Raw genomic sequence first — 26,871 nt, forward strand, 5'->3', positions numbered from 1 at the left:
ACCCACCGGTACTGCACTGTTCAACGTCCTCCAGGCACAGGCCCCGACTGCAACCCCCACTATGGTTGCAACCGTGACCACTGCAGCTCCGACAACGATCGCAACCCCGATCCCGACCACCGTAGTACCCACGACGACAAAGTCGCCCGGGTTTGGTGCACTTGTTGCACTCATTGGTCTTGGGGCAATTGCGTTCATTATCGTGCGCAGGGACTGAATTAACATCTAAATTTTTTTGTGCCCGTCTCTTCAAACAAAAACGACAGGGAAAATGACATTCGATTGTTGGCTCATGCAATTCGATAGAGATATTACTGGTTCTGCGGAATCAAATGACCGAGAAATTCTGATCGGATAAAACAGGATATTCATGCCAAAAAAGACAAAAACACCGGAACAGACCCGTTTGCAAAAAGTGCATGCGGGGATTGCACAGGCCACGATGTTTGTTGAGAAAAATAAAAACCTAATCTACATTGCAATTATCGGGTTCTGCTTGTCCGTCACTATTCTGTACAAACTCGGCCAGTACTCCGGATGGTGGGCTTAGGGGAAGTGATTTCCTCACACAGAGATCCTTCCTTATGGATGATCTCTGACCGGTTATTCTCGGCAAATCCTTCAACGGATGCATTTTTTCTGATCATCAAACGGTCTGCCGGACCGGCAAATGTTTGTGAACCGAAGGTAACCCTTGCCGGTTGGAGGTGGGATCTCTACCTTAAAGTTCCTCTAAAGGCTAAAAAAGGCCCGTAAAACCGTCCGATTCCCACTCTAAAAAATCAGAGCCCATAATTACTCCCGTTCGCAAAAATACGCCAAATTTGAGCCCCATATAATGCCCATAATTGGGCAGCAGAGGTGTTTTTTTGGCTTCTTTTTTTGGAATTAAAGAAATACCCGTTTGTGGTGAGATCGGGGCGGGAAAATGCCTTTAAGTGAACGTTTTATTTTGTCCGTTTGACAAAATACGGCAGATTTGGGCTTTTTTAAAGCGGAGCCCGATTTGGACCCCGTTTGGATCTGTCAGATACCAATAAAAGCCCGTAATGGGCCCGGATTGCCCTTATCCGATCATTACCCAAACAGCAGATGTGAGTGGGGAAAACGACATTTGGCTATAAGCGATCTCCCGGATTACAACTCATGAAATGTAAAAAAGATCATCATTGATGCACTCCTTCCAAAGAATTCTCGCGGCGAAAATTCCTGCACCAGGAAGAACGGGACGCTTACCCTGACATCAGGATACATCACTGTGAACATGATCATGTCCTTTGGAATGGGCATGCAGGTGCTCATGGAGAACTTTTCCGTGGCGGTGAATATGGCGGTGGACAAGGTTTGCTGACATCAGGAGATCCTGATCTGCCATGACGCATGCACAGTCAGCATCTGCCTTGATCATGTGATCTTCACCAACTACAATGGCCCGTGTGCTGATCTGTTCGACAATATCAAGGTCGTGAGTTGCGGTAATAACAGTCTTCCCCGATTTGGCAAGATCCTGAATTAACCTGACCAGCCAGACCTGGCTGCGCGGATCAAGGCCACCGGTGGGCTCATCGAGGAGCAGGACATCGGGATTTGTAGAGAGGATAGAAGCGATACAGACCTTCTTTTTCTCCCCACCACTCAGCATGTGAGGAGCCCGATCCCTGAGATTCTCGATCCCGAGCATGGCAATGACATCTTCGGTACGCTGCCGTACTTCATCAGGGGGCAACTCCAGCTGGAGCGGACCAAAAGAGATCTCATCAAAGACCGTAGAGGAGAAGAGCTGGATATCCGGGTTCTGGAACAAAAAACCCACTCTTTTCCGGAAGAACCGGTTGAATTCGTTGTCTTCAAGGGTATCGAAAAGTTCTTCCTTAACCAGGTTCCCAAATGCATAAAACTCCCCTGATGAGGGGTACGTCAGCGCGTTTAAGATTGAAAGGAGTGTCGATTTGCCGCTCCCGTTTGCCCCAAGAATTGCCGCCTGCTCACCCGAACGGAACGAGAGGGTCACATCCTTAAGGGCCTCAAACCTTCTCATGTAGGTATAAGACACATCCCGCAGGTCAAAGATCGTTTCCATGGCAAACCGTTCCCGTTATCGTTAAAACTTTATCAGATTCTGGGATGCAAGGAGAAGCACAATACTCAACGCACATACACTTACACATGCCACATAATCGCGCCGGTGCAGCGCATATTGGTGCATGATCTTGATATCGCCGCTGAATCCCCGCGAGATCATGGCCCCATGTACTTTCTCACTCATACTGAGGGCCTTAACAAGAGTATAGCCAACGCGGCTTCCAACCCATTTCTGTTCCTCGACTAAGGGCAGGGCCCTGATGGACCGGCTCTTCTTTGCCGTATAAAAATCTTTGATCATATCGCTGAAAAGAAAAATATACCGGTAACACATGTCCAGGGTAAGGATATAGACTTTCGGTACTTTGAGTGAACGCAGCGATTTGAAGAGAAGATCCCTTGGAGTCGTGAGGAAGAGAAGAACAGCTGCCGAGACGCAGGTAGCAACACGCACCACAAAAAGCGATGCCACCATGACGCCCTGTCTGGTGATGGTAATAACGGCAGGCAGGGCAAACGGGCCGAGATGTGCGTCCGGTCCCAGGTTAGCGATTGTTATCAGTGTATCTCCAGGAGTAAAGATATTGAAAAGGATCGGGATCATGATAATCCCGGCAAAGATCGGGATAAAAACCCAGACCCTTTTGAGGAAGAACCAGAGTTCAATCCTGCTTAAGTAAGCAACAATCAGCGTCAGGATATACACTACCACAAGCAGGCGGATATCGCGCGTCATTGCCACTGCAAAGATGAGAATTACCATCGAGATGAGTTTTACCCGGGGATCAAGACTTTGCAACAGACCCTTGCGCTGTGCAATATTGTCATTTAACAGGCATTCCTCAAAGAATATGAAGATGTCAGAGATCGCTTTCTGGACGAATCCTTTTTTCCTGCCGGTACTGATTGTGCAGCAGGCACAGGGACCGGCTTCGATCTTCTGCATCCATTCAGGTAACATGGAACCGACAGAACTCCATTCAAATCCATCAGATCTTTCCCTGTCGGAAAGATGCCGGGGAATGAGCGTATAATGTTGTTACGATTATTTTGTATAGTGATACCTAGTAGTTAAAAATAGTTGGTATTTGCGATTCCGTTTGATCAATATGTACATTGGTAGCGAAAAGAATGCAATACAATAGAACACGGTAAAATAAATCGATCTGCCGATCGTTCTTTTGTGCACATTTTCTATGAACCGGATCCGTTTAGTGTGGAAAACAGACATCTCAACTGCATTCTCTCCATCATACAACGGGGTTCCCTTATTATGGCAAAGGAAAGACACGGACATTTTTTCCTGACTTGAACGCAGCTCGGAACTATTTGAGAGGCAGTTAATGATCAGAGGTCCCTGTCAAAAGTCCGGCTTTATTTAAGTACGGAATTTGGCGGACCAAACATACGGGGAAAGATCCTCTGATAAGGATATTTGCTTATTGTTACAATTATGTTATATTTACATAATAATTGCTACTAAAATAGAAATTTTTAATACCTTGAAAAGCCCATGCTCCATCAGGGTATGTCCCTGGATTCGCGGGATACCCCCTTTTAAAAAAAATTATCGCCTCGGGCTGAGCTGTTTTCAGCCGAAAAACCGGGATCATTGGGGAATGATTCCGGAAAACAGCAGACAGGTGACAGCTATGAAGACAACACTGTATGATGGCAGCCGGAAGACGACCGTTAATACGCGGCATGATGAATGCCTCTACCACGCATCACGGCCGGCTTCCGATGGAAAGGATGTAACAGCAACCGGTAAAGATCTCTACATGCACGTCCACACTGATGGAGAAAAAAGCATCACGTACTATCTGCATCTCTGGTCAAAGGGTAAGGCCATTAAGGAAAAGATTCTGCCCTTATCTCCATCGATGGCTAACCGGTTTTTGAAAAACCGGGGTCTTGATTGCACCCTTTTTCCGAATAATGATCCTGTAGCCCGCCTCTACGCATGGGGATATGGAATCGCTGAAGAGTTTTGATCCTTTTAAAAATCCCTTTTTTCCACACAGCACGTGCTATCCCCTGGATCCATGGTTTTGTGAATATCTCATCGACCCTCCATGTATCGGCAACCTGGGCCCGAATCCTGCCGGCTCCCGGAATGATTCCCTGTGCTCTTTACGATCCTGCGGAAATGAATATTCGGAATGATCCCCCCACAAAGGTAGCAGAGATCTTCGAAAGTTACTTATAATGATCAAGACCAGTTCCCGGTGGTGAAAACCATGAAGATCAGTGCACGAAACATCCTGAAAGGTACGGTGAAAGCAATCACCCCCGGCAGCGTTAACTCTGAGATCGTTATTGAACTTCCCGGAGGACAGGAGATTACTTCGATCATCACCAAGAAGTCGGTTGCCGCACTGGGACTCTCCGTGGGAAAACAGGCATATGCGGTCATCAAGTCCAGCGAAGTGATGATCGCGATCGATTAATCTTTTTTCTTTCTCATCCTGGTATCCGTTTCCGCCAGTGACTACATCAGGAGACACTGTCTCTGTGAATTCCGGCACACCCCGCAAGGTCGCATTCCGGGAAAAGGAAATCCGGCACGACCGGAATCCCTGCTCAGTAACGACAGGATCTTCCCGAAGGCCATTTCCCTGATACAGAGATCGTTACAGCCTGTTCTCCCCCGGTATTTTTTAACAGTTTTGGTTAACTTAAATTAAAAGTTAAAAGAAAACAATTATATTGCCCGGAATCCAATATAGAAGATGTCCCTTGGAGGAAGCACGAAACCAAAGGACACATGCACACAGACACAGGAACAATAGAAAATATTTGAGCCTCGCGCTAAACAGCAGATGAGAGAGTATCGTCACAGACACCGGCACCACCGCAAGTATCCTCACAAGCACCATCCTCCTTTGCGGACCGGTGTCAGATATCTGCTCTGACGGTACAATGGCACCTTCCTGTTTTGAAATCCGCCATTTCTGCGAAGAAGTCCCCGGGTGATCTGTTTTTTCAGGAAAAATCCTGCGACGGTTTTCCCACCGTACAAGACTCTGCCAGTGTATCATCAGCCCGGATCATTTCCCGGGGAAGCCCCGCTGCGTCAGGGATCGGGAATGACAAGAGACCTTGACCGGTCGGGATGATGCTAATTGTACGGGACCTGACATCCTGTGGTTAAAAAAAAGAGAGCAGTGAAACCGGTTCTTATCTACGCCGTATGTGACGGGAATACCGGTATAGCAGTTTCTGGTGCAGCGGGAACTTCAGACCGGCAGTACTGTTTTGTATTCTTTTTCTTGGTAAGCCAGACGAGTTTCTCATCTACGAAACCGAACGAATCCATGAAAAAGACCCGGACATCTCCCGGAAGTGCAGTGACATTGGCACCCTTGGGAACGAGCATACATTTCCCGGTCAGTTTTTTCCCGGTCAGGGTACCGATCAGGTGCTCGAGTGGAATTGTTGATGGGGTCTCCTCGTATGAGACTGCAAGAGGTATGATCTGTTTTTTCCCCCGCAGCTCGCGGGAAAGAACAAAGGTCATGGAACCTGGAAACGGCGACTGTTCCTGCCGGCACTCCCAGCCCTCGCCTTCGCGGAACTGCGCCCGGATCTCTCGTACGGCGAACGTCTGCATGATATCGGTAGCAACACCCATGGTGATCATCTTCTGATTGTTCCTGCAAGGTTATAAGTTTTGTTAATGTAATTTATTTTTTGTTTTATTAATTAAAAATAGTTAATATCTTTGGAAAAATCCTGAACCTTTTAAAGAGGACTACTCCCCGAGGGATAGGAGTGATTCTCCGGATGAGTCCTGAACAAAAAGAACCTGTAGTTCTTACAAAGTATTACACAAACCCGCTTTTTTTTAAAAAAGTTAAAAAAGGAGCAGGCATGATATTCACGTACCTGATCGTATGACCCTCGACAATGATCTCTCCCGTATCGGAATATCCCTTCCCAAAAATCTCCTCGACCGGTTCGATGAAATTATCAATGCACGGGGCTATTCCTCCCGATCGGAAGGCATCCGGGATGCAATCCGTACCTATATCACCTATTACAAATGGATGGCTGATGTCAAGGGTGAGCGGGAAGGAGTAATCACGATGGTCTATGACCACGACCAGCGCGGGCTCCTGACTACCATCACCGATGTCCAGCACGAGTTCCATGAGATCATCAAGGCATCGCTCCACTCCCATGTCACCCATAACCGCTGCCTTGAAGTGATCCTTGTCCATGGGGATGGTTCACAACTCAAGGCCCTTGCCGAACGGCTGATGTCCCAGAAAGGGGTCGAATCGGTGAAACTGACCACGATCCAGATTGAGGATTAACAACCCGGCATCCCGTTCTTTTTTTGTTTGCTCTTCCCGCACGTACCGGCTATTCCCTAGTGGCATGCAGGATCCCCATGACCCCAAGAGGGGAATAGACAGGTGATCGGTCAATAGAAAACGTGTAGTGCTCGCCGATGTAATCCAGCAGCGCCGGATTCGGGGGCGGGCAGATGGGGGGCAGGTGCAGTTCCATCTCGATCCGGCGGATACCTTCGAGATCGTGGGGATGGATCAGCCATTCAGCGCCCTCGGCATCGCATTTCAGAAAATCGCAGCCTCCGGCCAGACTGATGAGCATCCTGAGGGTGTACGTGGGAACCGTCATGCGGCATTCGTCCCAGATGATCTCCGCCGGTTGTCCGGTCCCCAGCCCACCCCGTATGACACGGATGGCTTCATCATTTAATACAATGTTTTCCTCAAGGAGGTCTGCCGTCAACGGCTCGACCGCAGTCACGTGCGCCGAGATCCGGGCAGCCCGCAGGCAGAATGCCCCGACATTGGCCCCGATGTCGAGGACACGGTCATTTTTTCCCATATCCCCTGTCTGGTATTCAGGAACGTCAAGGATCTGCCGGTACGGCGTTGACCGTACAGCGAACCGGATTCCTTCACGCAGGATTATGCCCGCCCCGGATTGGCCGGATCCGTTATTCATGCAGAATCCTTCCTCATAGATACGGGGCCCTCATCATTATTCAAAGAAATGGCCTGGCACGCTGTCACCGGTACGCGCCCGGAGAGGCAGGAGGAATTTTACAGGGGCACGGCGTACGATGATCTGTCCATGCGCTTCGCAGATTATCTGAGAAGTGAGATCCCCGCCGGGACTCTCCGCAAGTTTTCCGGCCGGTATGATGTGATTGGCGATATTGCGATTGTTACACTTTCCCCTGCCCTCAGATCGTATGATCAGGTAATCGCTGCTGCGATCATCAGGCACCAGCACGGGATCCGGACGGTCGTCAGGAAGAGTGCTAACGTGACCGGGACATATCGTACGGTGTACTATGAGATAATTACCGGCAAGAGTACAGAAACGACCCATCATGAGAACGGGTTTTCCTATTATCTCGATCTGAACACGAGCTTTTTCAACCCCCGGCTTTCCTATGAACGCGGGAGGATAACCCGGCAGGTGCAGACCGGAGAGAGAATTCTTGTCCCGTTTGCCGGGGTCGGTCCGTTTGTTATCCCTGCGGCCGCACGGGGAGCGCAGGTAACCGCTATTGAGCAGAACCCGGAGGCATGCCGGTGGCTGAACAGGAACATACGGGACAACCGGGTCTCCGGTCAGGTCACCGTTATCCAGGGTGATGCATTTGATCCTCACGATCTCCCCGGAGGATCCTTTGAACGGGTCATCATCCCGGCACCCTACAACAGAGACGAGATCCTTGAAGTGATGGCCGGCCTGGTCAGACGTGATGGGATTATCCATTTCTATACCTTCAAAAACCGGGCACAAGCCGGGATGCTGGAACAGGAATTCAAAAAAACAGGATATAGCGTTATCTCCCGGCGCCGGTGCGGAAATGTGGCACCATCCGTAAGCCGGTGGGTTTTTGATCTCCGGTACCGGAAGCCTGCCGGGATCGGCAGCCCGGGAGATCAGAACTCCCTGAACACCTCGTAGATCGCGGAGAAGTCCAGGTCGTCAATGCCTTTTGATCGTGCAAGGGCGAAGACCTCCTTTACTGTACTTCCCACGAGAAGGGGTTTCCTGAGCGTACGGCAGAGGTCCTGGAGATAGTGGAGGTCCTTATAGATCAGGGCAGAGGAGAAATGTGCTGAAAACTCCCCGTTTTTGAGCTTGTCCTTCTTTGCCGCGAGTACCATCGAATTGCCGGCACCGGCGAGGAGAATATCGATCACCTCGCCCCGGGGGACGCCTGCGGCCTCACCAAGTGCAACCGCTTCGGCACAGGTTGCCATAAACGAGCCGAGCACGAGGTTATTTACAAGTTTCATCTTAGTCGCAAGCCCCGGTTCCCCAAGGTAGAACAGGGTCGATCCTATCCGGGAAAGCAGGGGTTTTACGGATTTGTAGGCTGCCTCATCCCCGCTGACAAGGACTGTGAGCTTGCCCTGCGATGCAGGTACGACACTCCCGAGCACCGGGCATTCGAGATACGTGCAGCCATGCTCGCGGGCATGGGCATAGAATGCGCCGACGCGGCCGAAGTGGTTGGTGGTCGTATCGATAATGATCTTCCCGGAGCAGGAGCCGGAGAAAAGACCCTCCGTACCGGAGAGGACGCCTTCGACCGCATCGCTGTCAAAGAGGTTGATAATGACAATATCGGCGTGTCCGATGAGATCCCGGGGAGATGTGGCTACCGGCACACCGAGATCACCGGCTTTTGAAGCGGTGCGGTTCCACACGGTCAGGGGTACACCCAGGTCAATAAGGTGGCGCGCGATCGTATGACCCAGGTGACCAAGACCGATACATCCGATTTTTTGTTCGGGGATCATGAAACATACACGGGAAATACTTGATCGAAACGTTTCATTAAGGTATCATCACGGGACGGGAACCGGCTTTGCCTGCCGCTGCGGTAAAGGCTGATACGACCTGCTGATTTGAAAAAAAATAATTCTTATTCGGCACGCAGGGCATCGATCGGGTCCATATTCGAGGCGGCCCATGCGGGATACAGCCCGGAGACCACGCAGACCACCACACCGATGATCATACCGTACGGGATGAAGATCAGGCTCTCAGGCCGGAAGAAGTACTGGGTGGTACCGATCATGGCGTTCACCACCGAATACCCGATAACAAAGCTCATGATTCCACCCACCACCGCACCGATGAGACCAAGGATAAGCGCCTCGTACAGGAACATCCTGCGCACCTCGCCCTTCTCTGTCCCGATCGAGAGCAGGATACCGATCTCCTGCACCCGTTCCTTGACCGACATCATCATCACGTTGAAGATGCTCACCGCTGCAACCACCAGTGAAATCCCGCCGATTGCCATGATGAACGTGGTGATTGTGCCAAGCGTACTCGATATGGTCGACAAACGGGAGCTGGCATCGGAGACTCTCACCACGTCGCTGTTCCTGTTCACTTTTGCGTTGATGGCTGCTTCGGTCTGGTTGATCGTGGAGACATCGGCAACGATCACATTCACCTGGTCGTACTGGTCAAGGCCACCGAAATGATCCGTATACCACGTATCATCGACTACGATCCCGTTGTCCACATTGACCCCGTCCGCAGCAATCCCCCGTGCCTGGAGGATACCGGCGACCCTGACGACCGGACGTGAGATCGTTGCACAGTTTTGCCCGATCTTAATTGTGCTTCCGACAACGAGGTTGAAGTTGCTTGCAATGGTCGCACCTACGAGCACATCACTGCCACGGATATTCGACCCTTGCGCTATGGTAAGGAATTTGGGAACATCACTCGGGTCAAGCCCGTAAATAGACCCCCGGCCATTCTGGTCACCGACACTAAACTGCGTACTGGTATGGTGGATGGGAACCACATCGTTCTGTCCCGCTGATCCCTTGATGTCATTGAGCGTACTCGTATCGATCGTACTTGAAACCGGGGCGGCACCGAGACCCGTGCTTACTTTCACCGCATCGGAAGTGAGCATGATCGTATTAACATCGGCAGAAAGCTGGTCTTTAACCGAGAGCTGCATGTTTGTGCCCAGCATTCCCATGGAAGAGATAGCCACCACGCCAATGACGATCCCGATCGAAGCGAGAAGTGAGCGCAGGAAATTCAGCCTGACGCTTCTTACCGAGAGATCAAAGAAGATATCTCTCATGATTCCACGACCCGTCCGTCTGCAAGGCGGATCGTCCGGTGGGCGTATTCTGCGATCTTCGGGTCATGCGTCACAATAATAACCGTCTTTCCCTTCCGGTGCAGGTCGCAAAGGATCTCCATGATCTGAAGACCGGTCTTGCTGTCAAGATTTCCGGTCGGTTCGTCGCAGAGGAGGATCTTGGGATCGTTGACCAGTGCCCGTGCGATGGCCACACGCTGCTGCTGGCCACCGGAGAGCTGGTTGGGGCGGTGGGCACTCATATTTTCATCAATGCCCACCGCACGGAGATACCCGGCAGCCCGGCCGGTGGTGTCCCGTTTTTTGTACTTGAGGATGAGGGGATACTCCACATTCTCGTATGCTGAAAGAAGGGGAATAAGATAGAATTTCTGGAAGATGTAGCCAATGATATCCCGGCGCATGTGAGTCCGTTCGAGACTGGACATTTTTGCCACATTTTCCCCTGCGATATAGAGTTCCCCGGTTGAGGGGACATCGAGGATGCCCAGCTGGTTCATCATCGTTGATTTGCCCGAACCGGACGGCCCCATGATCGCCACAAATTCGTTCTCTTCAATATCGAGAGTTACGTGATCAAGCGCGGTAAAGTCACCACTCTCCAGATGGTATATTTTTGAGACATCATTGAGCCGGATAAGTGGCATATCGCTCATGTGCGACACCTGGTCACTGTTTCCTGAATTTTCCCAGGATCCATTTCCTCTTGACGTATAACACAACTGCTGCGATGACCACGATCGCACCGATGATAATCGGGTAGAACGCTGCAAGTCCGCTGCCACCGCCCATGCCGAGGAACCCGCCACCGCCACGATAGGAACCGCCGGGTCCACCGGATGTTGAGGATCCGGATGATGATCCTGATCCGCTCCGGCTGGTCGAACCGGCCGTGACAAGGCGCCGCAGGTCGAAGGTCTGAACGGAAGAGAGTGTGTTCCCGTTTGAGTCCTTCCACGAGGTAGTGATCGGAATTGCTGAGAGGTCGGAAGCGGTAAAGGTAAGTGTGAAACTGGAGAAGTCATTCGAGGTGAGTGAACCGACCGCGTAGCTCGAATAGGGCTCAATGGGCTGGGCAGGCGATCCAACCGAGACCACAAGACCGTTTGCATCCGTGATACCCGTATTCGTGACATCACCGGTCAGCTGGTATGCACCGTTGGAAACGGTGAGCGCGAGATCGTTGATGACCGTGGATGCGGCAGTCTTGCTCGAACCAATGTTGAGGGGCATGACCACAGTGTCTGTATGCGGGTTCTGGATTGTCTGCCCGTTACTGTACTGGACAATAAAGGTCACATTGGATCCGGCCTGGTATGGCGTAATGGCAAAGGGTACATCAACGGACGAATCCCCGGGAATAGAGACAATAAAAGACTGGAGGGGGGAAACTCCAAATCCGGTACCCGAGGGAGTTATTTCAACATTATTGATGGCACCGTTACGCGGGTTGGTGATGGTCAGGTTGACCGTATCGGTATTATCAAGGGCAAAGTTATCCGGCCGCACGGAAATTGCCTCATGAACAGGTGTTGAATCCACCTGGACCTTGATGGGATAGATGATGCTTCCGGCATCCCGTGAAGCAACACTGAAGTCGGGATAATATAATCCATCAGGTGACTTTGCCACAACATTGAACGTATAGGTCATGGTATTTCCGGGTCCCAGAAACGTCATTACCTGATAGGGGTTGTGGGTCTCGTCAGGAATGTAGACATTCTGGGAGTTGAGAATGTCCCCGTGTTCAAATGCCACGTCCTGACTGCCGGTATTTGTCAGCTGAACGGTAATCGTTCCCTGATCACCCGGATAAAACACCTGGGGATCAACCGTAACCGAGCTGACGTACACCTGTGACAGGGCTTCTTCAGCCGAAACGGTAGTTGATGCACTTACAGAGCTTGTACTGGAAGAACTGCCGGTACTTGTCGTAGATGTGCTGCCTGCTGCACTTGCGGCAGCAATCAGAAGAAATATCGCTAATATCCCGATGAGAGCGGTCTGAATCTTCATAATACCTCCATTTTTTCCTGGTAAAGCACCTGCAGAGCCGGATACCTGATAGTCAAAGATAGACCATACGGTCACTTAAGACTGTCCAATGCCGGAACAAGGCGCCTTTCATGTAATGTATATTTTACTTATTGTAATTTAATTAATACTGAAGGATATAAAAACGTTTCTCACCGGGCAATAATGGCCTGCTCCTGCCACGACGAAGAAAAATTACCGGATTGCCCCACCGGGAAAAGAACGTGAGGTCGCGCATCCGTTTCATTACAGATGGTTAAGGGCACCTGCAGAGAACACGAAGATACAAAAGAGAGCCAGTGCAGCGTAATAGACAACCGGAGCTTTCATGATCGGTACCTGCCAGATTTGAAAAGGGATCTCATCCTTACAGTAATGTAATCTTAATTAGACATTTTGTAATTTATACATTAGTATTTCAGCATTTGCTCCAGATCTGCACTGGAGTCTGCAAACCAATAATGCCGGACACACTTTGTACGGTTTTTTCAGGAGTGGAAAAAGAGGAAAATCAAAAATTCAAATCTGGCAGAGAAAACAACGAACAGGTTTACAGTAAAATTACCCTTCGCCCGGCCGTTCAGTCGATATCAACAGTCCGCACGCCATCATCGTACGAGAACACTTCTTCGATATTCACCCTGAAGTAACGTGAGATCCTGAAGGCAAGATCAAGGGAAGGAACGTACTTTCCTTTCTCTATGGCAAGGATGGTCTGGCGGGTCACGCCAATTGCCTGGGCAAGATCTTCCTGCGTGAGATCGTGCATCGCGCGGTAGACCTTGATCTTATTCTTCATCGGTCTCCCACTCCCCGTACTTTCGTGCATAGTAAAGCCTGAACCCGACATAGAGGAAGATCATCAGGCAGAGAAGTGCCAGCTGGAAATATCCGATCATCCGCAATGGCACGATCTCCGGCGCTACTACGCCTGACGTGTGATTCAGCCAGAATGCCCGGGAGAACCGTGAAACGTCCAGCAGGTTCGTCACGGCAAGAATGGAAAATGCACAGAAGCATACCCAGAAGACCTGAAGGGTCCGCATCGCTGCCTTTTCAGTAATCCGGGCAAGCCGTTCATCCTCGACAAAATCATCCACCCTGCGGTAGGCGAGGTACAAAAGGACTACACTGATCACAAATGCGATCGTGATATAGAGGGGAGTGAAATTTTCTACTGAATACCAGAAGATCGCAAGAAGGACAACTGCTATAACTCCGGTACACAGGTAGAAGAGATTTTTTTTCATGGTTTCCCTATTCTATGCATTTTACACGTACAGGAATATAAATATCGGCATTCTCCGCTCCAAATTATGCAATTACTGCGATTTCTTGGCAATCCGGAGGAGTAAAAAGGTTCTTATGAGCGGATTTGCTATCCAATGTATGGAAAACAGGACCGCAACACCTGGCGTCCTGCGGCTTGCAGCTGCAGTTATACTCGGTATCATTATCGGGTTCATCCTTTTTCTGATCGTCACGCTGTTTATCGGCATGTTCAACAACTGGATGGGCATGAATATCCCGGTCGGGATCGATATTGCAGAGAACATCATCAGCGCTGTGCTCCTTATCATCTTTGTCCTTGGATCTGTTGCCGGCCTCTGCTGGAAGGTCTGGACTACCCCGGCTACCGTGGAAGAAGAGGTCCCTCAGGACACGTAATATTCCGACAACACGCCTTTTCTTTAATAAAAAAGGTAAAAATCCCGGACAGATTCACCAATCCCCGGTAACCGGGGGAATATTCCTTTTCCTTTCGGCAAGCGAAATCGCGAAAACTCCGGCGAGGGTTATGGCGCCGGAGGATCTCCCCCGGTCTGGTTCGCGCCAAGTACCCGGATTACAATCAGGGTAATATCATCCGACTGGGGAGCGCTCCCGGCAAATGACCGAATCTCCGAAATAATCCGGTCCCGTACTGTGCTCGCCGGAAGGGCGCAGCATTCCTGTACGGTACGAACCAGACGGCCTTCCCCGAATGCGTTAAACCCGGTATCGAATGCCTCAGTCACCCCGTCAGTATACAGGATCACCAGATCCCCGTCCTGCAGCTGAACGTGCTCCGGAACGCTTACCATCTCCGGAAGGACTCCCATCGCTACCCCGCCTTCCCGCAGGAAGAGGCATTCCCCGCTCTTCCCCCGAACGATAACAGGCGGGTTATGGCCGGCATTGATACAGGTCAGGGTACGATCTCCCGGATCGAGAATGGCCGAAAAAACCGTAACAAACATGCTGGACGGGGCATTCTGTGCGATCATGCGATTAGCGGTGCCCAGCGCTTTTGCGGGATCGCCGGCGCCCTCAAGCCCGGCCCGGAGCAGGGTACGCGACATTGCCATGAAGAGTGCTGCGCTGACACCCTTACCGGAGACATCAGCGATCACAAACACGCACTTCCCGTCAGCTGCCGGAATAATATCGTAAAAGTCCCCGCCCACTTCCATGGCCGGGAGCATCACCGCAGAGATCTCATAGCCGGGAATCTCCGGCATTTTCTCCGGCAGGAAGCTGGTCTGGATGGATCGCGCAATCTCCATCTCTTTTGAATAGCGCTCCTTTTCTGCCGTCGTCCTCTGGAGATTTTCGATGTTCTCTTTTAACGCCTCTGCCATGGAGTTGAACGAACGGGCGAGATCCTCGAACTCATCCCCCGATTGGATCTCCACGCGGAAATCCAGGTCCCCCTCCCCCAGGGCCTCGGCACCTGCCTTGAGCTGTTCGACCGGACGCGTGATTACCCGGCTGAGCACGATCGAGACCAGGAGCACCACAAGCAGGATCGCCACAAAGAGGATGGCAAAGACCGTCCTGAGCCATTCGGTCTGGGCTGTGATGTGCATGCCGGTATCCTCGGTGGCACCCTGAATCCTGCCGGTAAATGCATCGATCGGCTGTGTGATCTGGCTGACCGGCAGGGAGATGGCGAGGCTCCAGTTCATCGAAGTTACCGGAGCATAGGCCACGTACATCTCCGTACCGTTGAACACTACCCTGCCAATGCCGGTTTTACCCCCGGTCATCCTGGTAACGATGGCCAGGAGATCGGGATCACTGCTCGAGAATGCATTCACCTTATCGAACGGCTCGTCCCAGGTTACGTTCCCGGCAGACAGCCCGGGACTGCTGATGATATCCCCATCCTGGTTGATGAGCACCGCGTACCCTTTCCCACCCAGAGTCCCGCCGATGAAATCCTGGTTGATGGTATCGGTTGAGACATCGGATGCGATCACCCAGCTGCCGTAGGCCGGGCTGGGTATGGCCTCAGAGCAGGTCATAATGAGGCCGTTACCCCCGGCATCAACATACGGTCCATCCGACCAGACCAGGGTTTTCTGCCTCTCGGCATCCACGAACCACTGGCGGGTCCGTGGATCATATTTCGGGGGAAAGTTTCCCTGACCCGGGTAGTAAAGCATCATGCCGGAATCGGTCGCGATATAGACACTTGTCATATCCTCATCCGAGGAATAAACTGCCTTGAGACTGTCAGCAAGGCCGGAAAGCCTCCGTGCCTCTTCAGAGCCCGGGGTGGCCGTTGCATTGGCTGCAAAGACCAGAACCGCCCCGTCCGTGGAATTGGCAGGCGGGCTGGTCGCCAGGTATATCGGGGTTAAAGGATTGACCGGGGGGTTGTACTGGAGCTCGGCGGTCTGGGCAGCGAGGATCTTCATCTCGGTGTCGGTATCGGAGAAGAGCACATCCGTAACGTTTGCCTGGTCGGCTGCCACCCGGAGAAGATACTGCTCACCGAGCGAGAGGAGGGCAGTTGAGCTGTTGTTGATCACACCCTCACCCAGAGCCTGGCTGCTCCCCTGGGCGTAGGTACCCACGTTGGTGATCGCAGAGAACGCAAAATAGCCGGTAATGGCAAGGGCCGCAAGGGAGAGTGCCAGAAAGAGGATAAGGATCTTTACTCTGATGGTGAACGCGAAACGGGGGAGCAGGGACTGTTTCATACGGATACCGCGGGCGCCATTGGGGCCGGTATGATTTCAAGAATGTCGTAATCGGTAAAAAGCCCATCTCTTTTTCTCTCCTGCTGGCAGGAGAGGTTTCTGCTGCCGGAGTGTATCCAGGGATTCAGGATAGCGGGGAACAGGAAAAAAGATGTACCGTGGAACTGCTGACCCTCATACGTTCACGTTCAGCAGTACCCGTATCAGGAGACCAATCACAAAGGAGATCGCCGCTATCCCGAGGCTGATCGCAGCCATCTCGGCAAAACGCCGCCAGAACGGGAGATCCTTTGCAACAGCGATGTAGAAGGTAAATACAAAGATAACAAGGACCGCCCCGGCGAGAGTGAATGCCAGTGCCACGTACGGGCTTGCGAGGAGGAGGTAAGGCAGGATCAGCAGGGCGACAGTCACGATATAGGTCAGCCCGGTATAGAGTGCGGCCTTTTTCGGGCTTGTACCGGTAGTCGTATCAGATCGCTGCGAGAGGTACTCGGAAGCTGCCATGGAAAGCGATGCGGCAACTCCGGTGATCAGCCCGGCCACAGCAATAATCCGGGAGTCCTGGATGGCAAAGGTCAGGCCGGCTAATGTGCCGGTGAATTCCACGAGAGCATCATTAAGGCCGAGCACCACCGACCCGACGTATTTCAGCCGCTCTTCATCAATCAGGGCGATAAGATCCCGCTCATGTTTTGCTTCATTCGCGATCATGGACGGGAACTCGGGGATTGCTGCAAGGAGTGCTGCGTTACCGGCCTGTGCTCCCTGTTCCACACCCTCCATCAGCTTGATGGCAAAGGTCATCCCCAGCAGGCGGGCGATGAGATAGTAGTACCAGATCCTGAAACGATCGGGAGCAATATCCCGGCCCGTGTACTGCTTCCAGATGGCATAGTGCTGGAGCTCTTCTCCGGCGATATGGGTCAGGACATCGCGGTTGTGGGTGTCCGGGGTTACCTGCGCAATTCTCTGGTAGATACTGTGCTCGGTGATCTCGTTTTTCTGGAGCACGGCAATCTTTATGAGGGATTCGTCAGTCAGCGGCGTGATATACCATCCCTGTAAGGCAGTTGTCTTCCGGAACTGTATGAAGAAGCCGGAGTATAAGCGAATCGGCCGGTGATCGATAATGACAGGGCAGGATAAGGGGGAGGTGCCGGAATCCCGTCGCAGCATTCCCGGCTCCGTACATCACGGATAAAAGAACAATACCGGAACTGATCTCACCGGAACCCCTTCAGGATTCTTTGTCCATTTTTTTTCTGATTTCCCGGATACTGTTGAGCATCTCTTCGGAATAAGGGGTGTACCGGTAGCTCATGTTGTTCTCGATCTGCCAGAAGCCAATCTTCTCGTCATAGTGGCCGATAATATAACAGACCAGGATGTAGAAGGGTACGGCAATGGCAATAACCATGGGGAGGGTAAGCCCAAGGTGGATGTAAAAGAAATCCTCGAAGAGCTTGGCGTTTGCCGTGATGATCCCGAAGCTGATCAGGATCTGGGTCCACGAAGATCCCCTCGTGTATCTCTGCTTGAAGAGCGCGAGCCGGAAGAGCAGGCCCTTGTGTTCAGTCATAAAAAGATCTTTTTTCGTAAAGGGGAAATGTTTTCTCCCCGCCCCGGGGATCCGGCACCGGTTTGCCCGATTTTTACAGGAAAAAATTGAGGATGACCCCGCTTTATTCCAGCACTGCGAGCAGGTTTTCGCACGGGTTCTGGACCATACCGCCCATTACTCCGGGATGCGGGATAAAGATCTCTTCCCGGGCTCGCCGGCGCATCTCTTTTTTGGTAAGCCGGACCAGTTCCTCCCGCTCTTCCCCGCAGAGGGTCTGCACGGCCGGACGGTGCGCCGTAAGTGCGATGTTAAATGCAGCATTTACATCCGCATGGGCGACAAAACCACAATGCGGGCATTCGAACCGTTTCCGGCTCCTCCTGCCGATACTCCCGCACCGGCTGCACCTTTTTGAAGTGTAGGCCGGGTTAACGTAGAGGACCGGAATGCCCCGTCTCTCGGCAAGCTTTTCCACGAGACGCTGGAGCGAGAGAAACGATCCGTTCCCAAACGAGAACTCGATAAAACCCCCGGCATCGTGGGAGTGCGCGTAACGGCTGGAGAAGAGTTTTTCAAACTTGATACCCGAGCCAAGCGACTCCGCAAAGGAGACGATCTGCCGGGAGATTTTACTGACGGCTGCCTTGAACGCCTTGCGTTCACGGCTCTTTATTTTCTTAAGTTTCCAGAGTTTTCCTTCCTTGTAGAGTTTCGTGCAGTTTTTAATGGAGTTGCTGCGGACATAGTGTACATTTTTTCCCAGTTTGAGAATTTTCCCGCTGTCAGGTTCTGCGGCAACGGCCGCATGACCGGTCGTGTTGAGGTCAACACCTATCCAGCGGGCAGGTGTGTGTGTGCTCAGATGAACTTCAATCACCTTTCCCTACCCAAGTTCGCCTGCGGTACAAACTGCCTATACACGGTACATGCTGCTCTGGTTTCTTGTCCTCCTTCCTTAACCGAAATTAGGCAGGCTTTTCCTTTAAATCTTGTGGTCAAACGCCCGGATTTGAAAAAGAGATGACAAATCGTGCTGAATTATGTATACAGGAAATATTCTGGGGATTCCCGGACATTCTCACGTCGGAGAGACAGCCCGGAAAGAATATGGCGATCTCCTGATTGCCCCATAGCCTGCCCGAACGCAACGCCGGCCTGCATCCAGGGGGAGATGACCCGGTACGGTGAGAGTAAGTGATCTCTCCGTAACGCTGACACAGGGGCAGGGAACTGGACCAAACCCCTGGGCTTCTGTTACACCATCAGTACATATGCAGCAAGAGAGAGAACGAACGCCAGGAGGAGCATCGCCAGCGAGAGGGGGGCGACAAAGATCAGCATTGCATTCACGGTGCTGGCAAGCTGGGAGATCCGGTTGGACCCAAAAACCACGACATGCTCGCACTGGGCCGTGGTGGCCGCGCATTCGGCGGGACCGAGATCGTCGATCGCGGCCTGCACGGTGCGGAGGACAAAGGGAAGAAACGACTCGACCGGCACTTCCATACCCACCGGGTTCTTCCCGGTGATGGTGTTAACTACATGGGAATCGGTGGTCATCACCTCCGCGGAATCGACCAGCGAGAGGATCTTATCCAGCAGGATCTCACGGACCCCTGCGGCCATGTTGTTACCATCGAAGAGAACATACGCGGTCTTCTGGCAGCAGGTCTCCACAACCATCACCTGTACACCGAGATCGCCAAAGCCCTGCTCGCGGGAAAATGGCAGGGACTCGCGGGCATACCCGACCGAGTACGCGTGGAGATCGGCTGCATGGCTCTCCTCCATCGCCTGGATCGCGGCATGCTGGTACTCCATCGCCGTCAGGGTGGCAGGGAGCACCGCGGAGGACAGGTCGGTCATGCAGTTGTGTGCGTCCACAAACGCCACGTGCGGGAACCAGCGGTGGCCCTCTGCCATGATCGCCATGCCAATCGAGTAATCGAGGTCCTCGGTCATCTGCGGTGACCGTGTCGAGACCATCAGGATGGAGTCCCCAAAGCGCTGGTACAGGATCTGCACGGTGCCGCACGAGAGCCGGGCTGACGGGGTTGCTCCCTGCGTATAGCGGCGGTCCCCCTTCGTGCGTTCGATTGCATCGGTCACCTTTTCGATCTCGGTCCCGGATACCAGGTTAAAATCGTGGGAGGCACAGCCGTGAGGCACGAGGGTCTCCTCTTCCATCCGGTCGTGGATAACCCGGGGCAGGTTTCCGCCCCCGATCTCGCCCATCGGGCCGGGGTGGAGATTGGGGACAGTAAAGAGGAGAGGGGTCTTCTTCTGCCGGCGGAAGAAGAGACAGACCTGCGGGACGAAGATCTCCTCGCCGATCTCCCTGAAAAAATTCTCCATGCTCTTGGAGCCATCGGTCATATTTGCGATAAACGCATTTACGAATGCCAGTCCGCGGATATGGAATGCCCGGTAGAGCGGCCGTTCAATCAGCCAGATCAGGATCGCAAAGCCCAGGCCGAAGACAAGGTGGAGAACGACCGCAAAGAGCGCCCATCCGGGAGAGAAGAGGAAGAAACCGGCAATAACCCCCACGCCGCTCTGGGTGATCGCAGGCAGGATCATCCGGGGCAGACGGTAATCCGAGATAGCAACAAGCACAAAGAGGCGCAGGCCGAAGACAAAACCCAGGGAGATACCGTAGAAGAGCGGGAGGTATTTAATTCCGCCGGCGAGCGAGGCAAACGTGATGATGACCGCAAAAACCGTGCAGGCAAGGGCGAGGAGTGCAGATCGGTTCCAGGTCATCGTCTTGCCGGAATACTCGATGATAGGTTTGGTGAAGAGGAACCCGGCGATAGCGGGAAGGGTGAAGGCAAGGGTGCCCGAGAACGGGAGGTATACCCAGGCCCGGGCACTCGCGCCATCAATCACAATGCCGAGGATGATAAGGATAAGGAGGGAGACCGGCCACGAGGGTGCGGTGAAGAGGTACCTGGTGAGCTGTCCAAGCTTAACGTCACCTGCGATTGCCATCAGGCACAACCTCCCGCGAGCTGGTCCGGGCGTCCCTTCTTCATCCACTTACCCCCGCGAAGGCACGGGTTCGGGAGTGCCGAAGTGTTCCCGGTACCGTTCGTGCATCTGCGTCCACGTGGGCAGGTGGGTCTGGCAACCGGCATGCTCAACTACGTAGGAAGCGGTGACCGTCCCGATCCTGCAGCAGGTCAGGGGATCATAACCCCGCACGTACGCAGAGAGGAACCCGGCCCGGTACGAATCGCCGGCACCTGTCGGGTCACAGAGGGTGACCGGCACTGCCGGGACGAAGTGCTCCTTTCCTCCTGCATAGAGCATACTGCCTTCGCCACTCATGGTAAAGATTGCCATTGAAACCTCGCGGATGAGCGCCTCCCGGGTCACGTTCAGCGTTGTGCACATCTGCTGCACCTCATGCTGGTTGGCGAAGAGAATGTCAGCATTCCCGATGATGGATTCGAGCTGTTCTTTTGTGTACCAGAAAACATCCTGGCCCGGGTCAAACGAGACAAACTCACTCTTCTCCGCCACCCGGCAGTTGAATTCAGGGTCAGCGGTAGCCATGTGGACAAGGGGGAGCGCCGGCGCCTCGGAGGTTGCAAAGGCTTTGGATGCCCCCCATTCAAAGAAGGTCATCTGGCTGCCCGTCTCATCGGTGAACATAAACGCTGTCGGGGTATGGGTGCCGGGCACCTCAAAGAACTGCCTGCTGACGCCGAGCCGGTCCATCCATTTCTCGTATTCACTCCCGCGAAAATCGTCGCCCACGCAGGAATGGAGCGTGACACTCTCCCCCAGAGTAGCGATCCCCGCCGCAATATTGGCGGCACCTCCACCGAAAAAAACCTGGCGGTCGGTGATATGAGTGGACTGGTTGGGCAGGGGGAGGTGGTGGACCTTTGAGATATGGTCGACAGCAGTATGCCCAACAACGTGGATCATAGTTCCTGCACATCCAGCAGCTTTAAGGGTATCTCGTGGAGCGCCTTTCCGATCACGGATTTTGCGATCCGGCTGGCGTGCTCCTTTGATTCAGCCCGGAACACCTTCATCTCCAGGACCAGGCCTACGAGCGCGGTGTCAGCGACCACGATGGCACTGGAGAGGGTCTGATCGCAGAACGGGCAGGCCAGCATGCCCGCTTCGACTTCGACAAATTTTGCCGAGGGGTTGAGCCGTTTTCCCGCCTCGCTGATCGCGATCCCGATCGCGTCGTCAAGCGTCTTTGCTTCTTTAATATACCACGCTGATTCAAGTGTCACCAGATAGTCCGGCATAGATATCTCCTGATCCCAATCGATCCTGCCATCTCTCACCATACCTCATGGTGGAGGTGCTCCGCAATCTCCATACGTCCGGTATGCTGTGCCGGCTCATGACCATATCCCGCAGCAAGGATCGCGATCGGCCGCACATGCGGGGGAAGATCGAGAATTTCCCGTACTGCATCCTCATCAAATGCACCGGTCCAGCAGGTGGACAGGCCATGGGAATGGGCAGCAAGCATCATGTACGTGCAGGCAATCGTAGCATCCTGAACCGCGTAGAGGATGCCCCGCTCCCCATATTTCGACATAGAACGCACATAATTTGCGCAGACCACAAAGAGGGCAGGTGCAGCTCCCACGTGCTCCTGTCCGAGAGCTGCGTCGGCGAGCGCAAAACGGGCCTCACTATCGGTCACGACAACAGTGTCCCATGCCTCAAGGTTGCCGGCACTCGGCGCCGTGCCGGCACAGGACACGATATACGCGATCTCATCCTCGGAAAGCGGGGCCTCAGCGTATTCGCGCACCGAGCAGCGGGCCGATACGAACTTTTTGAAATCAGAGGAGTCCATGTTCCGAGAGTACCTGCCACGCATTTTGCGCCGGGGTGGTTGATGCACTGATAGCCGCAGCAAGTTTTTCTGCGGCCTGTTCCGGGCGGTCGCTCTCAACGAGCGAGATCGCCTCATTCAGGGCATTGATCGCCTTTCCAAAATCAGTTATGCCCGTGCTCTTCTCCGCGAATGCCACTTCACTTCTCACCTGTTCCATGAGAAGGAGGAGCATCTTTTTGCCGCCGCTTTTCTGGGTATCGGCAAAACCACTCAGCGCCATGCATAGCTGCGAGACGACTATGAGTTCGGACTTCGCCCGTTCACCGAACTGGTAACTTTTCACTGCGGTCGGAAGATCCATACTCACCATGGTCTCTGGAGATAAATGATAATTATGATTCAGGGGAACCGGCTCCAAGGACAGATCCGGCATTATTCCTTAAGAAAAACGATTGAAAAAACAGCCCTCCCGGGGCAGGACTCTGCCCCGGTTATCCCGTGCTGATCACGCAGGAATGTTCTATGGTATTACCGCGCGGACTTTGCCTTTGCCCCAAGAGCAGAGACTTTTGCCCGGCGCATGCGCCTGCGGATGAGCGGGCTTGCCGTGGACTCGTTCATGCCCGAGCCACCGGACCGGTCGCCACCGCCACGCCTTCCGCCACGGCCACCACGCCTTCCGCCACGGCCACCGCGCTGTTCCTCGGCTGCAGCCTGGTCCATCTTCTTTAAGTTGATACTGGATTTGAACCGCTGGTTGGGTCCCGGGCTCTTGCGCTCCCCTTCCTTTTTCGGGACGAGCCGGATCTGGCCCTTGACGCCCTTGACCTGTGACCAGAGGGTTGTACCTGTCTTGCCCATGTATTAAACTCCTTATTCAATTCTGCCGTGCGGCAGATAAATGTTGGGGAGAGACGGGCCCCTGTCTTCCCTGCGCGGGCCTCACGTCCGGGGTTTTTTGGCATCCACGCAGATATTGTAGGTGAGCTGGGGGACCCGTCGCTCGATGAACGGTTCCACCCGCTGCGCGATAGTAAAAAGCGGATCTCCCATGTCTATGTGGGCAAACGAACACCAGCCGATCTTTACATCACAGAATCCGGCGCCGGAGAAGAGTTCGTACATTTCATTCTCATCGTAATAGTGCTCCCCGAAATCCTTCATAACCACATGCCGGACCCGGATCTTCTCGCTCACCTTGTAAATGACCGGAATACCGCTGGTCAGCAGTTTTTTCCCCAGTGTGCAGATCGAGATCGCCCCTCCCGGGCGCAGGACGCGGTACGCCTCCTCGAGCATTGCCTGCGGGTCGCGCACATAGCTGAAGACAAGGAGGCTTGCAATTGCATCGAACGAGTTGTCGCCAAAGGGAATCGATTCCCCGGTGGCAAGCACAAAATCGCAGCACCCGCACCTTCTGCGCGCCCGTTCGATCATGTTCCTGCTCAGGTCGATACCTGTAGCAGTCCCCCCATGGTGGAGATACTTTTCGACAAAGAGACCCGTGCCACAGCCGATATCGAGAAGGGCGCCACCCCGGGGGAGGGCTTCCATCACATGGCGGCTGATCCGGGTATGGTAGGTCCTGCCGCGGGGATGGTCATAATGGAGATCATAGACATCCGCAATCTCATCGTAATGCTGCTGGATCTTCTCTCTTTTCGCGGTGCTCATGAAAAGATCTCCTTTATTCCGGTAGCAAAGGCGTCGATCTGGACGTATTCGTTGTTCGCATGCCCGAGCCGGGCATCCGCATCGGCAAGAGCGGCAGCAATGAGGGGGTGGTTGTACTCCCGCCGGGCCACGGACCGGATTTCCGCAAGGACCTCCCGGCCCGAGAGCCCGTAATCGATCATGAGGGATTCGAGCTGACGGAGCCCGCTCCTCACGTCCCCGGCCTTGATCAGCCCTATTGCGGTTCCCGCAACCGTTTCTGTCTCTGACTGCGAGAGGGAGGCAAGGTTACTGCAGGTGCCCGACTGGGAGACGGCCTGAAGCAGCAGGATTCCCCTGCGAAGATCCCCCTGCGCGGCCTCCGCGATCAGCTCGATATCGTCACTGCTGCATGACGCATGCATACCTGCAGCTTCCCGCTCCCGGATGGTGGCCAGCTGTGTCGCAATGACCCGTGCCGGCAACGGGGCGAAGAACAGCGGGAGACAGCGGGAGCTGATCGCGGGAATGATAGCACTGGGGTTTGTGGTGGAGAAGACAAAGCGGCAGGTACCGCTGTACTGCTCCATGATCCGGCGCAGCCCCTGCTGGGCGTCGCGGGTGAGGGCATGCGCGTCCTCGAAGACCATCAGCTTGAAATCGGCGTCGAGCGGGCGCAGCGAGGCGTACCATTTCAGAATATATTTGAAATTCACGATCAGGCTCTGGCCTTTCTGGTACAGGTGTGCGTACCGTTCGTCATCCTCAAAGATCTTTTTTCCCAGCGAGAAGATGTCCGCGGTCTGGAAGATCGAAGTGTTCGCCTCCCATTCCGGCCCGTAGAGCTGTCCGGCAAAGCACCGGATTGCTGTACTCTTGCCCGTACCGTGCGGGCCGGCAAGCATCAGGTGAGGTGTCGTTTTTGAAACAACGCAGGATGACAGGAGACCAATAACCCGGTCCTGTCCCACGATATCTGCCAGCTGGAGGGGGCGGTAGCGTTCAGTCCAGAGCATGGGTAAACCCCCGGGTCATCTCATCCTGTGCTTCCCTGAGGAAAGCACGGTTGTCCAGTGCGGCGATCAGGTCCCGGCACTCTCCTGAAGTCAGGGAAGTACAGGATTCAGCGATAAGTGGCAGGGCCCGTGTCACCTCGTCAACGATAGTTAGGGTCGCAGTCCGTGCTGTTCGGGAGAGGGGATTGAGATCGATGGCGATCACCTTCTTTCCCATACCTGTAAGCACCCCGCACCGGTCGCCGTCCTCTAAGGGAACCAGCACGACATCCGCGGTATACATCCCCTCGCGCCGGCACCATGCACGGTCGTGTGAGAGAGGGAGGAGGCGTTCAGCCTCGCCTGAAAAGACCTCCGCCCCCGCATTTCGGAGCAGTGACTCGATCTGTGCCACCCGTTCCGGGGTCCGGTGGAAGAGGTTGACCTCAACCAGTGCCCCGCTTGCCTTCTGGAGGAGCGCGATCTCTTTAGCGGCAAGGGCGGCGGTATTGCCGTTTACCGAGATTACCGGGTGGCGGGCCGTGCGGAGCAGGGCTGCAGCCATCCGTGCAGCCCGGCGGGCACTCCCGCTGGTCTTCTCCCCGAGAAGATAATCGAACGCTTCGCCGCGACCATGGGAGATGAGCCCCTCCCAGGAGACTACCCCGGATCGTGCACACTCTGCGAGATGCTCCCGGGTGACCAGAGACCGGTACCGCGGGTGGTCCCGGGGTATCATGCGACTTCCTCCATGATACGTACTCCACCTTTGGCCATACCCATAGTATAGAGTTCGCCAAATGAGCGGAGCACAACGCCGGCGCAATCGCCATAGGCAAAAACACCATCGCCAAGCATTGTCATTGCGGCCGGGACACCTTCGCGGTCACATGCCAAAAGTACCCGCTGGACCGAGGGTGTCTCAAGCCCGCTCGCCAGAGAGAACTCCCGGCAGCAGGTAAAAAATTCCGTAACGGTCGTTGGCTGGCGTTCCGGGAAGGCCGCAGCCACCTGAGCCATCCGGGCGGGGGAGCCGAGCACCTCCGGCGTGTGGATGGGGCCGAAGCTGACCGCACAAACAGGGGCATCGAGATCGAAGCTGCGATGTATCCGTCCATGGATCCCCGGGCCGGTCCTTACAACCCGCCCGCCTCCCTGGCATGCAGCCACATCCCCGAGGCCGGTCCGGAACAGGACTTCGGTCTCATGGGCGCGTTCCGCAATCCCGTCCGCACCAAGGCCAATCTCCAGCAGATGATCTGTTGCCGTTAATGTCGAAAGCAGCGCGGCGGCCGAGAGCCCGAAGCCGGCACTGATCGGGAGCCGGCAGAGGGTCTCCACAGCAACCGTGACACCCAGCCGGTCCAGTGCGTACATGAGAGGCGGGGACTCGAATGAGAGATCCCTGACAATCCCCTCAGGAGATAGGATCCGCACGACAACGGAGGTCTGGGCCGCCCGTTTCACCGTGGAAGTTACCCCCTCGCTGATCACGATGCCGGCGCCGACGCTCCCGGTGGTTGCCGCATCGCTCCCGTCCACCCTCCGGAAATACCCGGAGATATGGCCGGGACAGAATGCTGTCACGGATGCCGCGGTCATGGCAGTCTGGTACCTGTCAT

Annotated in this window: 31 protein-coding genes; 7 read left to right on the top strand and 24 right to left on the bottom strand. The window is 53.9% G+C overall.

The features are described from left to right. On the top strand, window positions 1–217 hold a 217-nt coding region (locus tag VMS83_RS09440; RefSeq protein ID WP_325412154.1), incomplete at its 5' end, for a PGF-CTERM sorting domain-containing protein. A 153-nt stretch (window positions 218–370) separates the two neighbouring features. Further along, on the top strand, window positions 371–550 hold the full coding sequence (locus tag VMS83_RS09445) for a hypothetical protein (RefSeq protein ID WP_325412156.1): 180 nt from the start codon (window positions 371–373) through the stop codon (window positions 548–550). 693 nt (window positions 551–1,243) lie between these two features. Here the strand turns inward: VMS83_RS09445 and VMS83_RS09450 are convergent. Together VMS83_RS09450 and cbiQ are read right to left on the bottom strand one after the other, a co-directional pair. Continuing rightward, window positions 1,244–2,080, bottom strand: a complete 837-nt coding sequence (locus VMS83_RS09450; protein ID WP_325412158.1) for an ABC transporter ATP-binding protein — start codon at window positions 2,078–2,080, stop codon at window positions 1,244–1,246. Window positions 2,081–2,101: 21 nt separating this feature from the next. After that, a complete protein-coding gene (cbiQ, locus tag VMS83_RS09455) occupies window positions 2,102–3,043 on the bottom strand; it encodes a cobalt ECF transporter T component CbiQ (protein ID WP_325412160.1) in 942 nt (313 codons plus the stop codon). A 691-nt stretch (window positions 3,044–3,734) separates the two neighbouring features. On the opposite strand from cbiQ, the gene VMS83_RS09460 reads away from it, so the two are divergent. Both VMS83_RS09460 and VMS83_RS09465 read left to right on the top strand, forming a co-directional pair. Further along, on the top strand, window positions 3,735–4,076 hold the full coding sequence (locus tag VMS83_RS09460; RefSeq protein ID WP_325412162.1) for a hypothetical protein: 342 nt from the start codon (window positions 3,735–3,737) through the stop codon (window positions 4,074–4,076). A gap of 246 nt (window positions 4,077–4,322) precedes the next feature. After that, window positions 4,323–4,532: a molybdopterin-binding protein gene (locus VMS83_RS09465; protein ID WP_325412164.1), complete on the top strand. Its 210-nt coding sequence runs from the start codon at window positions 4,323–4,325 to the stop codon at window positions 4,530–4,532. A gap of 734 nt (window positions 4,533–5,266) precedes the next feature. Here the strand turns inward: VMS83_RS09465 and VMS83_RS09470 are convergent. Next, window positions 5,267–5,725: a hypothetical protein gene (locus VMS83_RS09470; protein ID WP_325412166.1), complete on the bottom strand. Its 459-nt coding sequence runs from the start codon at window positions 5,723–5,725 to the stop codon at window positions 5,267–5,269. Between the two features lie 253 nt (window positions 5,726–5,978). On the opposite strand from VMS83_RS09470, the gene nikR reads away from it, so the two are divergent. Further along, the gene (nikR, locus tag VMS83_RS09475; protein WP_325412168.1) at window positions 5,979–6,401 is read left to right on the top strand and encodes a nickel-responsive transcriptional regulator NikR; all 423 of its coding nucleotides are present in this window, start codon (window positions 5,979–5,981) and stop codon (window positions 6,399–6,401) included. Window positions 6,402–6,450: 49 nt separating this feature from the next. On the opposite strand, the gene VMS83_RS09480 is transcribed toward nikR, so the two are convergent. Then, complete coding sequence (locus VMS83_RS09480) at window positions 6,451–7,062, bottom strand: FkbM family methyltransferase (RefSeq protein WP_325412170.1); 612 nt, start codon at window positions 7,060–7,062, stop codon at window positions 6,451–6,453. Window positions 7,063–7,191: 129 nt separating this feature from the next. On the opposite strand from VMS83_RS09480, the gene VMS83_RS09485 reads away from it, so the two are divergent. Continuing rightward, window positions 7,192–8,040: a class I SAM-dependent methyltransferase gene (locus tag VMS83_RS09485; RefSeq protein ID WP_325412172.1), complete on the top strand. Its 849-nt coding sequence runs from the start codon at window positions 7,192–7,194 to the stop codon at window positions 8,038–8,040. On the opposite strand, the gene VMS83_RS09490 is transcribed toward VMS83_RS09485, so the two are convergent. The 6 genes from VMS83_RS09490 to VMS83_RS09515 form a co-directional block, all read right to left on the bottom strand. Beyond that, the gene (locus VMS83_RS09490) at window positions 8,016–8,882 is read right to left on the bottom strand and encodes an NAD(P)-dependent oxidoreductase (protein ID WP_325412174.1); all 867 of its coding nucleotides are present in this window, start codon (window positions 8,880–8,882) and stop codon (window positions 8,016–8,018) included. The two genes, VMS83_RS09485 and VMS83_RS09490, sit on opposite strands and share 25 nt — an antisense overlap. Before the next feature lie 125 nt (window positions 8,883–9,007). Next, window positions 9,008–10,198 carry an ABC transporter permease gene (locus VMS83_RS09495; protein WP_325412176.1) on the bottom strand — a complete coding sequence of 397 codons (1,191 nt, stop codon included), beginning with the start codon at window positions 10,196–10,198 and terminating at the stop codon, window positions 9,008–9,010. Beyond that, complete coding sequence (locus tag VMS83_RS09500) at window positions 10,195–10,875, bottom strand: ABC transporter ATP-binding protein (RefSeq protein ID WP_325412178.1); 681 nt, start codon at window positions 10,873–10,875, stop codon at window positions 10,195–10,197. The genes VMS83_RS09495 and VMS83_RS09500 overlap by 4 nt, the downstream gene beginning before the upstream one ends. Before the next feature lie 13 nt (window positions 10,876–10,888). Then, entirely contained in the window at window positions 10,889–12,235 is a 1,347-nt protein-coding gene (locus tag VMS83_RS09505) for a hypothetical protein (protein WP_325412179.1), read from the bottom strand. 598 nt (window positions 12,236–12,833) lie between these two features. Next, window positions 12,834–13,052, bottom strand: a complete 219-nt coding sequence (locus VMS83_RS09510; RefSeq protein WP_325412181.1) for a helix-turn-helix transcriptional regulator — start codon at window positions 13,050–13,052, stop codon at window positions 12,834–12,836. Further along, window positions 13,042–13,503 carry a DUF2178 domain-containing protein gene (locus tag VMS83_RS09515; protein ID WP_325412183.1) on the bottom strand — a complete coding sequence of 154 codons (462 nt, stop codon included), beginning with the start codon at window positions 13,501–13,503 and terminating at the stop codon, window positions 13,042–13,044. Before VMS83_RS09515 ends, VMS83_RS09510 begins: the two co-directional genes overlap by 11 nt. A gap of 139 nt (window positions 13,504–13,642) precedes the next feature. Here VMS83_RS09515 and VMS83_RS09520 point away from each other — a divergent pair, with 139 nt between their 5' ends. Next, a complete protein-coding gene (locus VMS83_RS09520; RefSeq protein ID WP_325412185.1) occupies window positions 13,643–13,921 on the top strand; it encodes a hypothetical protein in 279 nt (92 codons plus the stop codon). A 128-nt stretch (window positions 13,922–14,049) separates the two neighbouring features. Here the strand turns inward: VMS83_RS09520 and VMS83_RS09525 are convergent, their stop codons facing one another. The 14 genes from VMS83_RS09525 to VMS83_RS09590 form a co-directional block, all read right to left on the bottom strand. After that, the gene (locus tag VMS83_RS09525; protein ID WP_325412187.1) at window positions 14,050–16,221 is read right to left on the bottom strand and encodes a SpoIIE family protein phosphatase; all 2,172 of its coding nucleotides are present in this window, start codon (window positions 16,219–16,221) and stop codon (window positions 14,050–14,052) included. A gap of 174 nt (window positions 16,222–16,395) precedes the next feature. Continuing rightward, window positions 16,396–17,400 carry a VIT1/CCC1 transporter family protein gene (locus VMS83_RS09530; RefSeq protein ID WP_325412189.1) on the bottom strand — a complete coding sequence of 335 codons (1,005 nt, stop codon included), beginning with the start codon at window positions 17,398–17,400 and terminating at the stop codon, window positions 16,396–16,398. Window positions 17,401–17,461: 61 nt separating this feature from the next. Continuing rightward, window positions 17,462–17,803: a hypothetical protein gene (locus tag VMS83_RS09535; protein ID WP_325412191.1), complete on the bottom strand. Its 342-nt coding sequence runs from the start codon at window positions 17,801–17,803 to the stop codon at window positions 17,462–17,464. 103 nt (window positions 17,804–17,906) lie between these two features. Next, the gene (locus VMS83_RS09540) at window positions 17,907–18,662 is read right to left on the bottom strand and encodes a zinc ribbon domain-containing protein (RefSeq protein WP_325412193.1); all 756 of its coding nucleotides are present in this window, start codon (window positions 18,660–18,662) and stop codon (window positions 17,907–17,909) included. 377 nt (window positions 18,663–19,039) lie between these two features. Then, complete coding sequence (locus VMS83_RS09545; RefSeq protein ID WP_325412194.1) at window positions 19,040–20,776, bottom strand: DUF2070 family protein; 1,737 nt, start codon at window positions 20,774–20,776, stop codon at window positions 19,040–19,042. 48 nt (window positions 20,777–20,824) lie between these two features. Continuing rightward, the gene (locus tag VMS83_RS09550) at window positions 20,825–21,721 is read right to left on the bottom strand and encodes a carbohydrate kinase family protein (RefSeq protein ID WP_325412196.1); all 897 of its coding nucleotides are present in this window, start codon (window positions 21,719–21,721) and stop codon (window positions 20,825–20,827) included. Further along, complete coding sequence (locus tag VMS83_RS09555; protein WP_325412198.1) at window positions 21,718–22,056, bottom strand: DUF555 domain-containing protein; 339 nt, start codon at window positions 22,054–22,056, stop codon at window positions 21,718–21,720. The genes VMS83_RS09550 and VMS83_RS09555 overlap by 4 nt, the downstream gene beginning before the upstream one ends. A 35-nt stretch (window positions 22,057–22,091) precedes the next feature. Further along, entirely contained in the window at window positions 22,092–22,619 is a 528-nt protein-coding gene (locus VMS83_RS09560; RefSeq protein WP_325412200.1) for a nitroreductase family protein, read from the bottom strand. Then, on the bottom strand, window positions 22,606–22,962 hold the full coding sequence (locus VMS83_RS09565) for a hypothetical protein (RefSeq protein ID WP_325412202.1): 357 nt from the start codon (window positions 22,960–22,962) through the stop codon (window positions 22,606–22,608). The genes VMS83_RS09560 and VMS83_RS09565 overlap by 14 nt, the downstream gene beginning before the upstream one ends. Window positions 22,963–23,129: 167 nt before the next feature. Next, the gene (locus VMS83_RS09570; protein WP_325412204.1) at window positions 23,130–23,462 is read right to left on the bottom strand and encodes a DUF5350 domain-containing protein; all 333 of its coding nucleotides are present in this window, start codon (window positions 23,460–23,462) and stop codon (window positions 23,130–23,132) included. 81 nt (window positions 23,463–23,543) lie between these two features. Continuing rightward, window positions 23,544–24,275, bottom strand: a complete 732-nt coding sequence (locus VMS83_RS09575) for a class I SAM-dependent methyltransferase (protein WP_325412206.1) — start codon at window positions 24,273–24,275, stop codon at window positions 23,544–23,546. Then, window positions 24,272–25,270, bottom strand: coding sequence for an AAA family ATPase (locus VMS83_RS09580; protein WP_325412208.1), 999 nt, complete (start codon window positions 25,268–25,270; stop codon window positions 24,272–24,274). The genes VMS83_RS09575 and VMS83_RS09580 overlap by 4 nt, the downstream gene beginning before the upstream one ends. After that, on the bottom strand, window positions 25,257–25,988 hold the full coding sequence (locus tag VMS83_RS09585) for a 4-phosphopantoate--beta-alanine ligase (RefSeq protein WP_325412210.1): 732 nt from the start codon (window positions 25,986–25,988) through the stop codon (window positions 25,257–25,259). Before VMS83_RS09585 ends, VMS83_RS09580 begins: the two co-directional genes overlap by 14 nt. After that, the gene (locus VMS83_RS09590) at window positions 25,985–26,851 is read right to left on the bottom strand and encodes a pantoate kinase (RefSeq protein WP_325412212.1); all 867 of its coding nucleotides are present in this window, start codon (window positions 26,849–26,851) and stop codon (window positions 25,985–25,987) included. Before VMS83_RS09590 ends, VMS83_RS09585 begins: the two co-directional genes overlap by 4 nt. Window positions 26,852–26,871: the final 20 nt, after the last annotated feature.

The sequence above is a fragment of the Methanoregula sp. genome, from assembly GCF_035543475.1.
Lineage (GTDB): Archaea > Halobacteriota > Methanomicrobia > Methanomicrobiales > Methanospirillaceae > Methanoregula.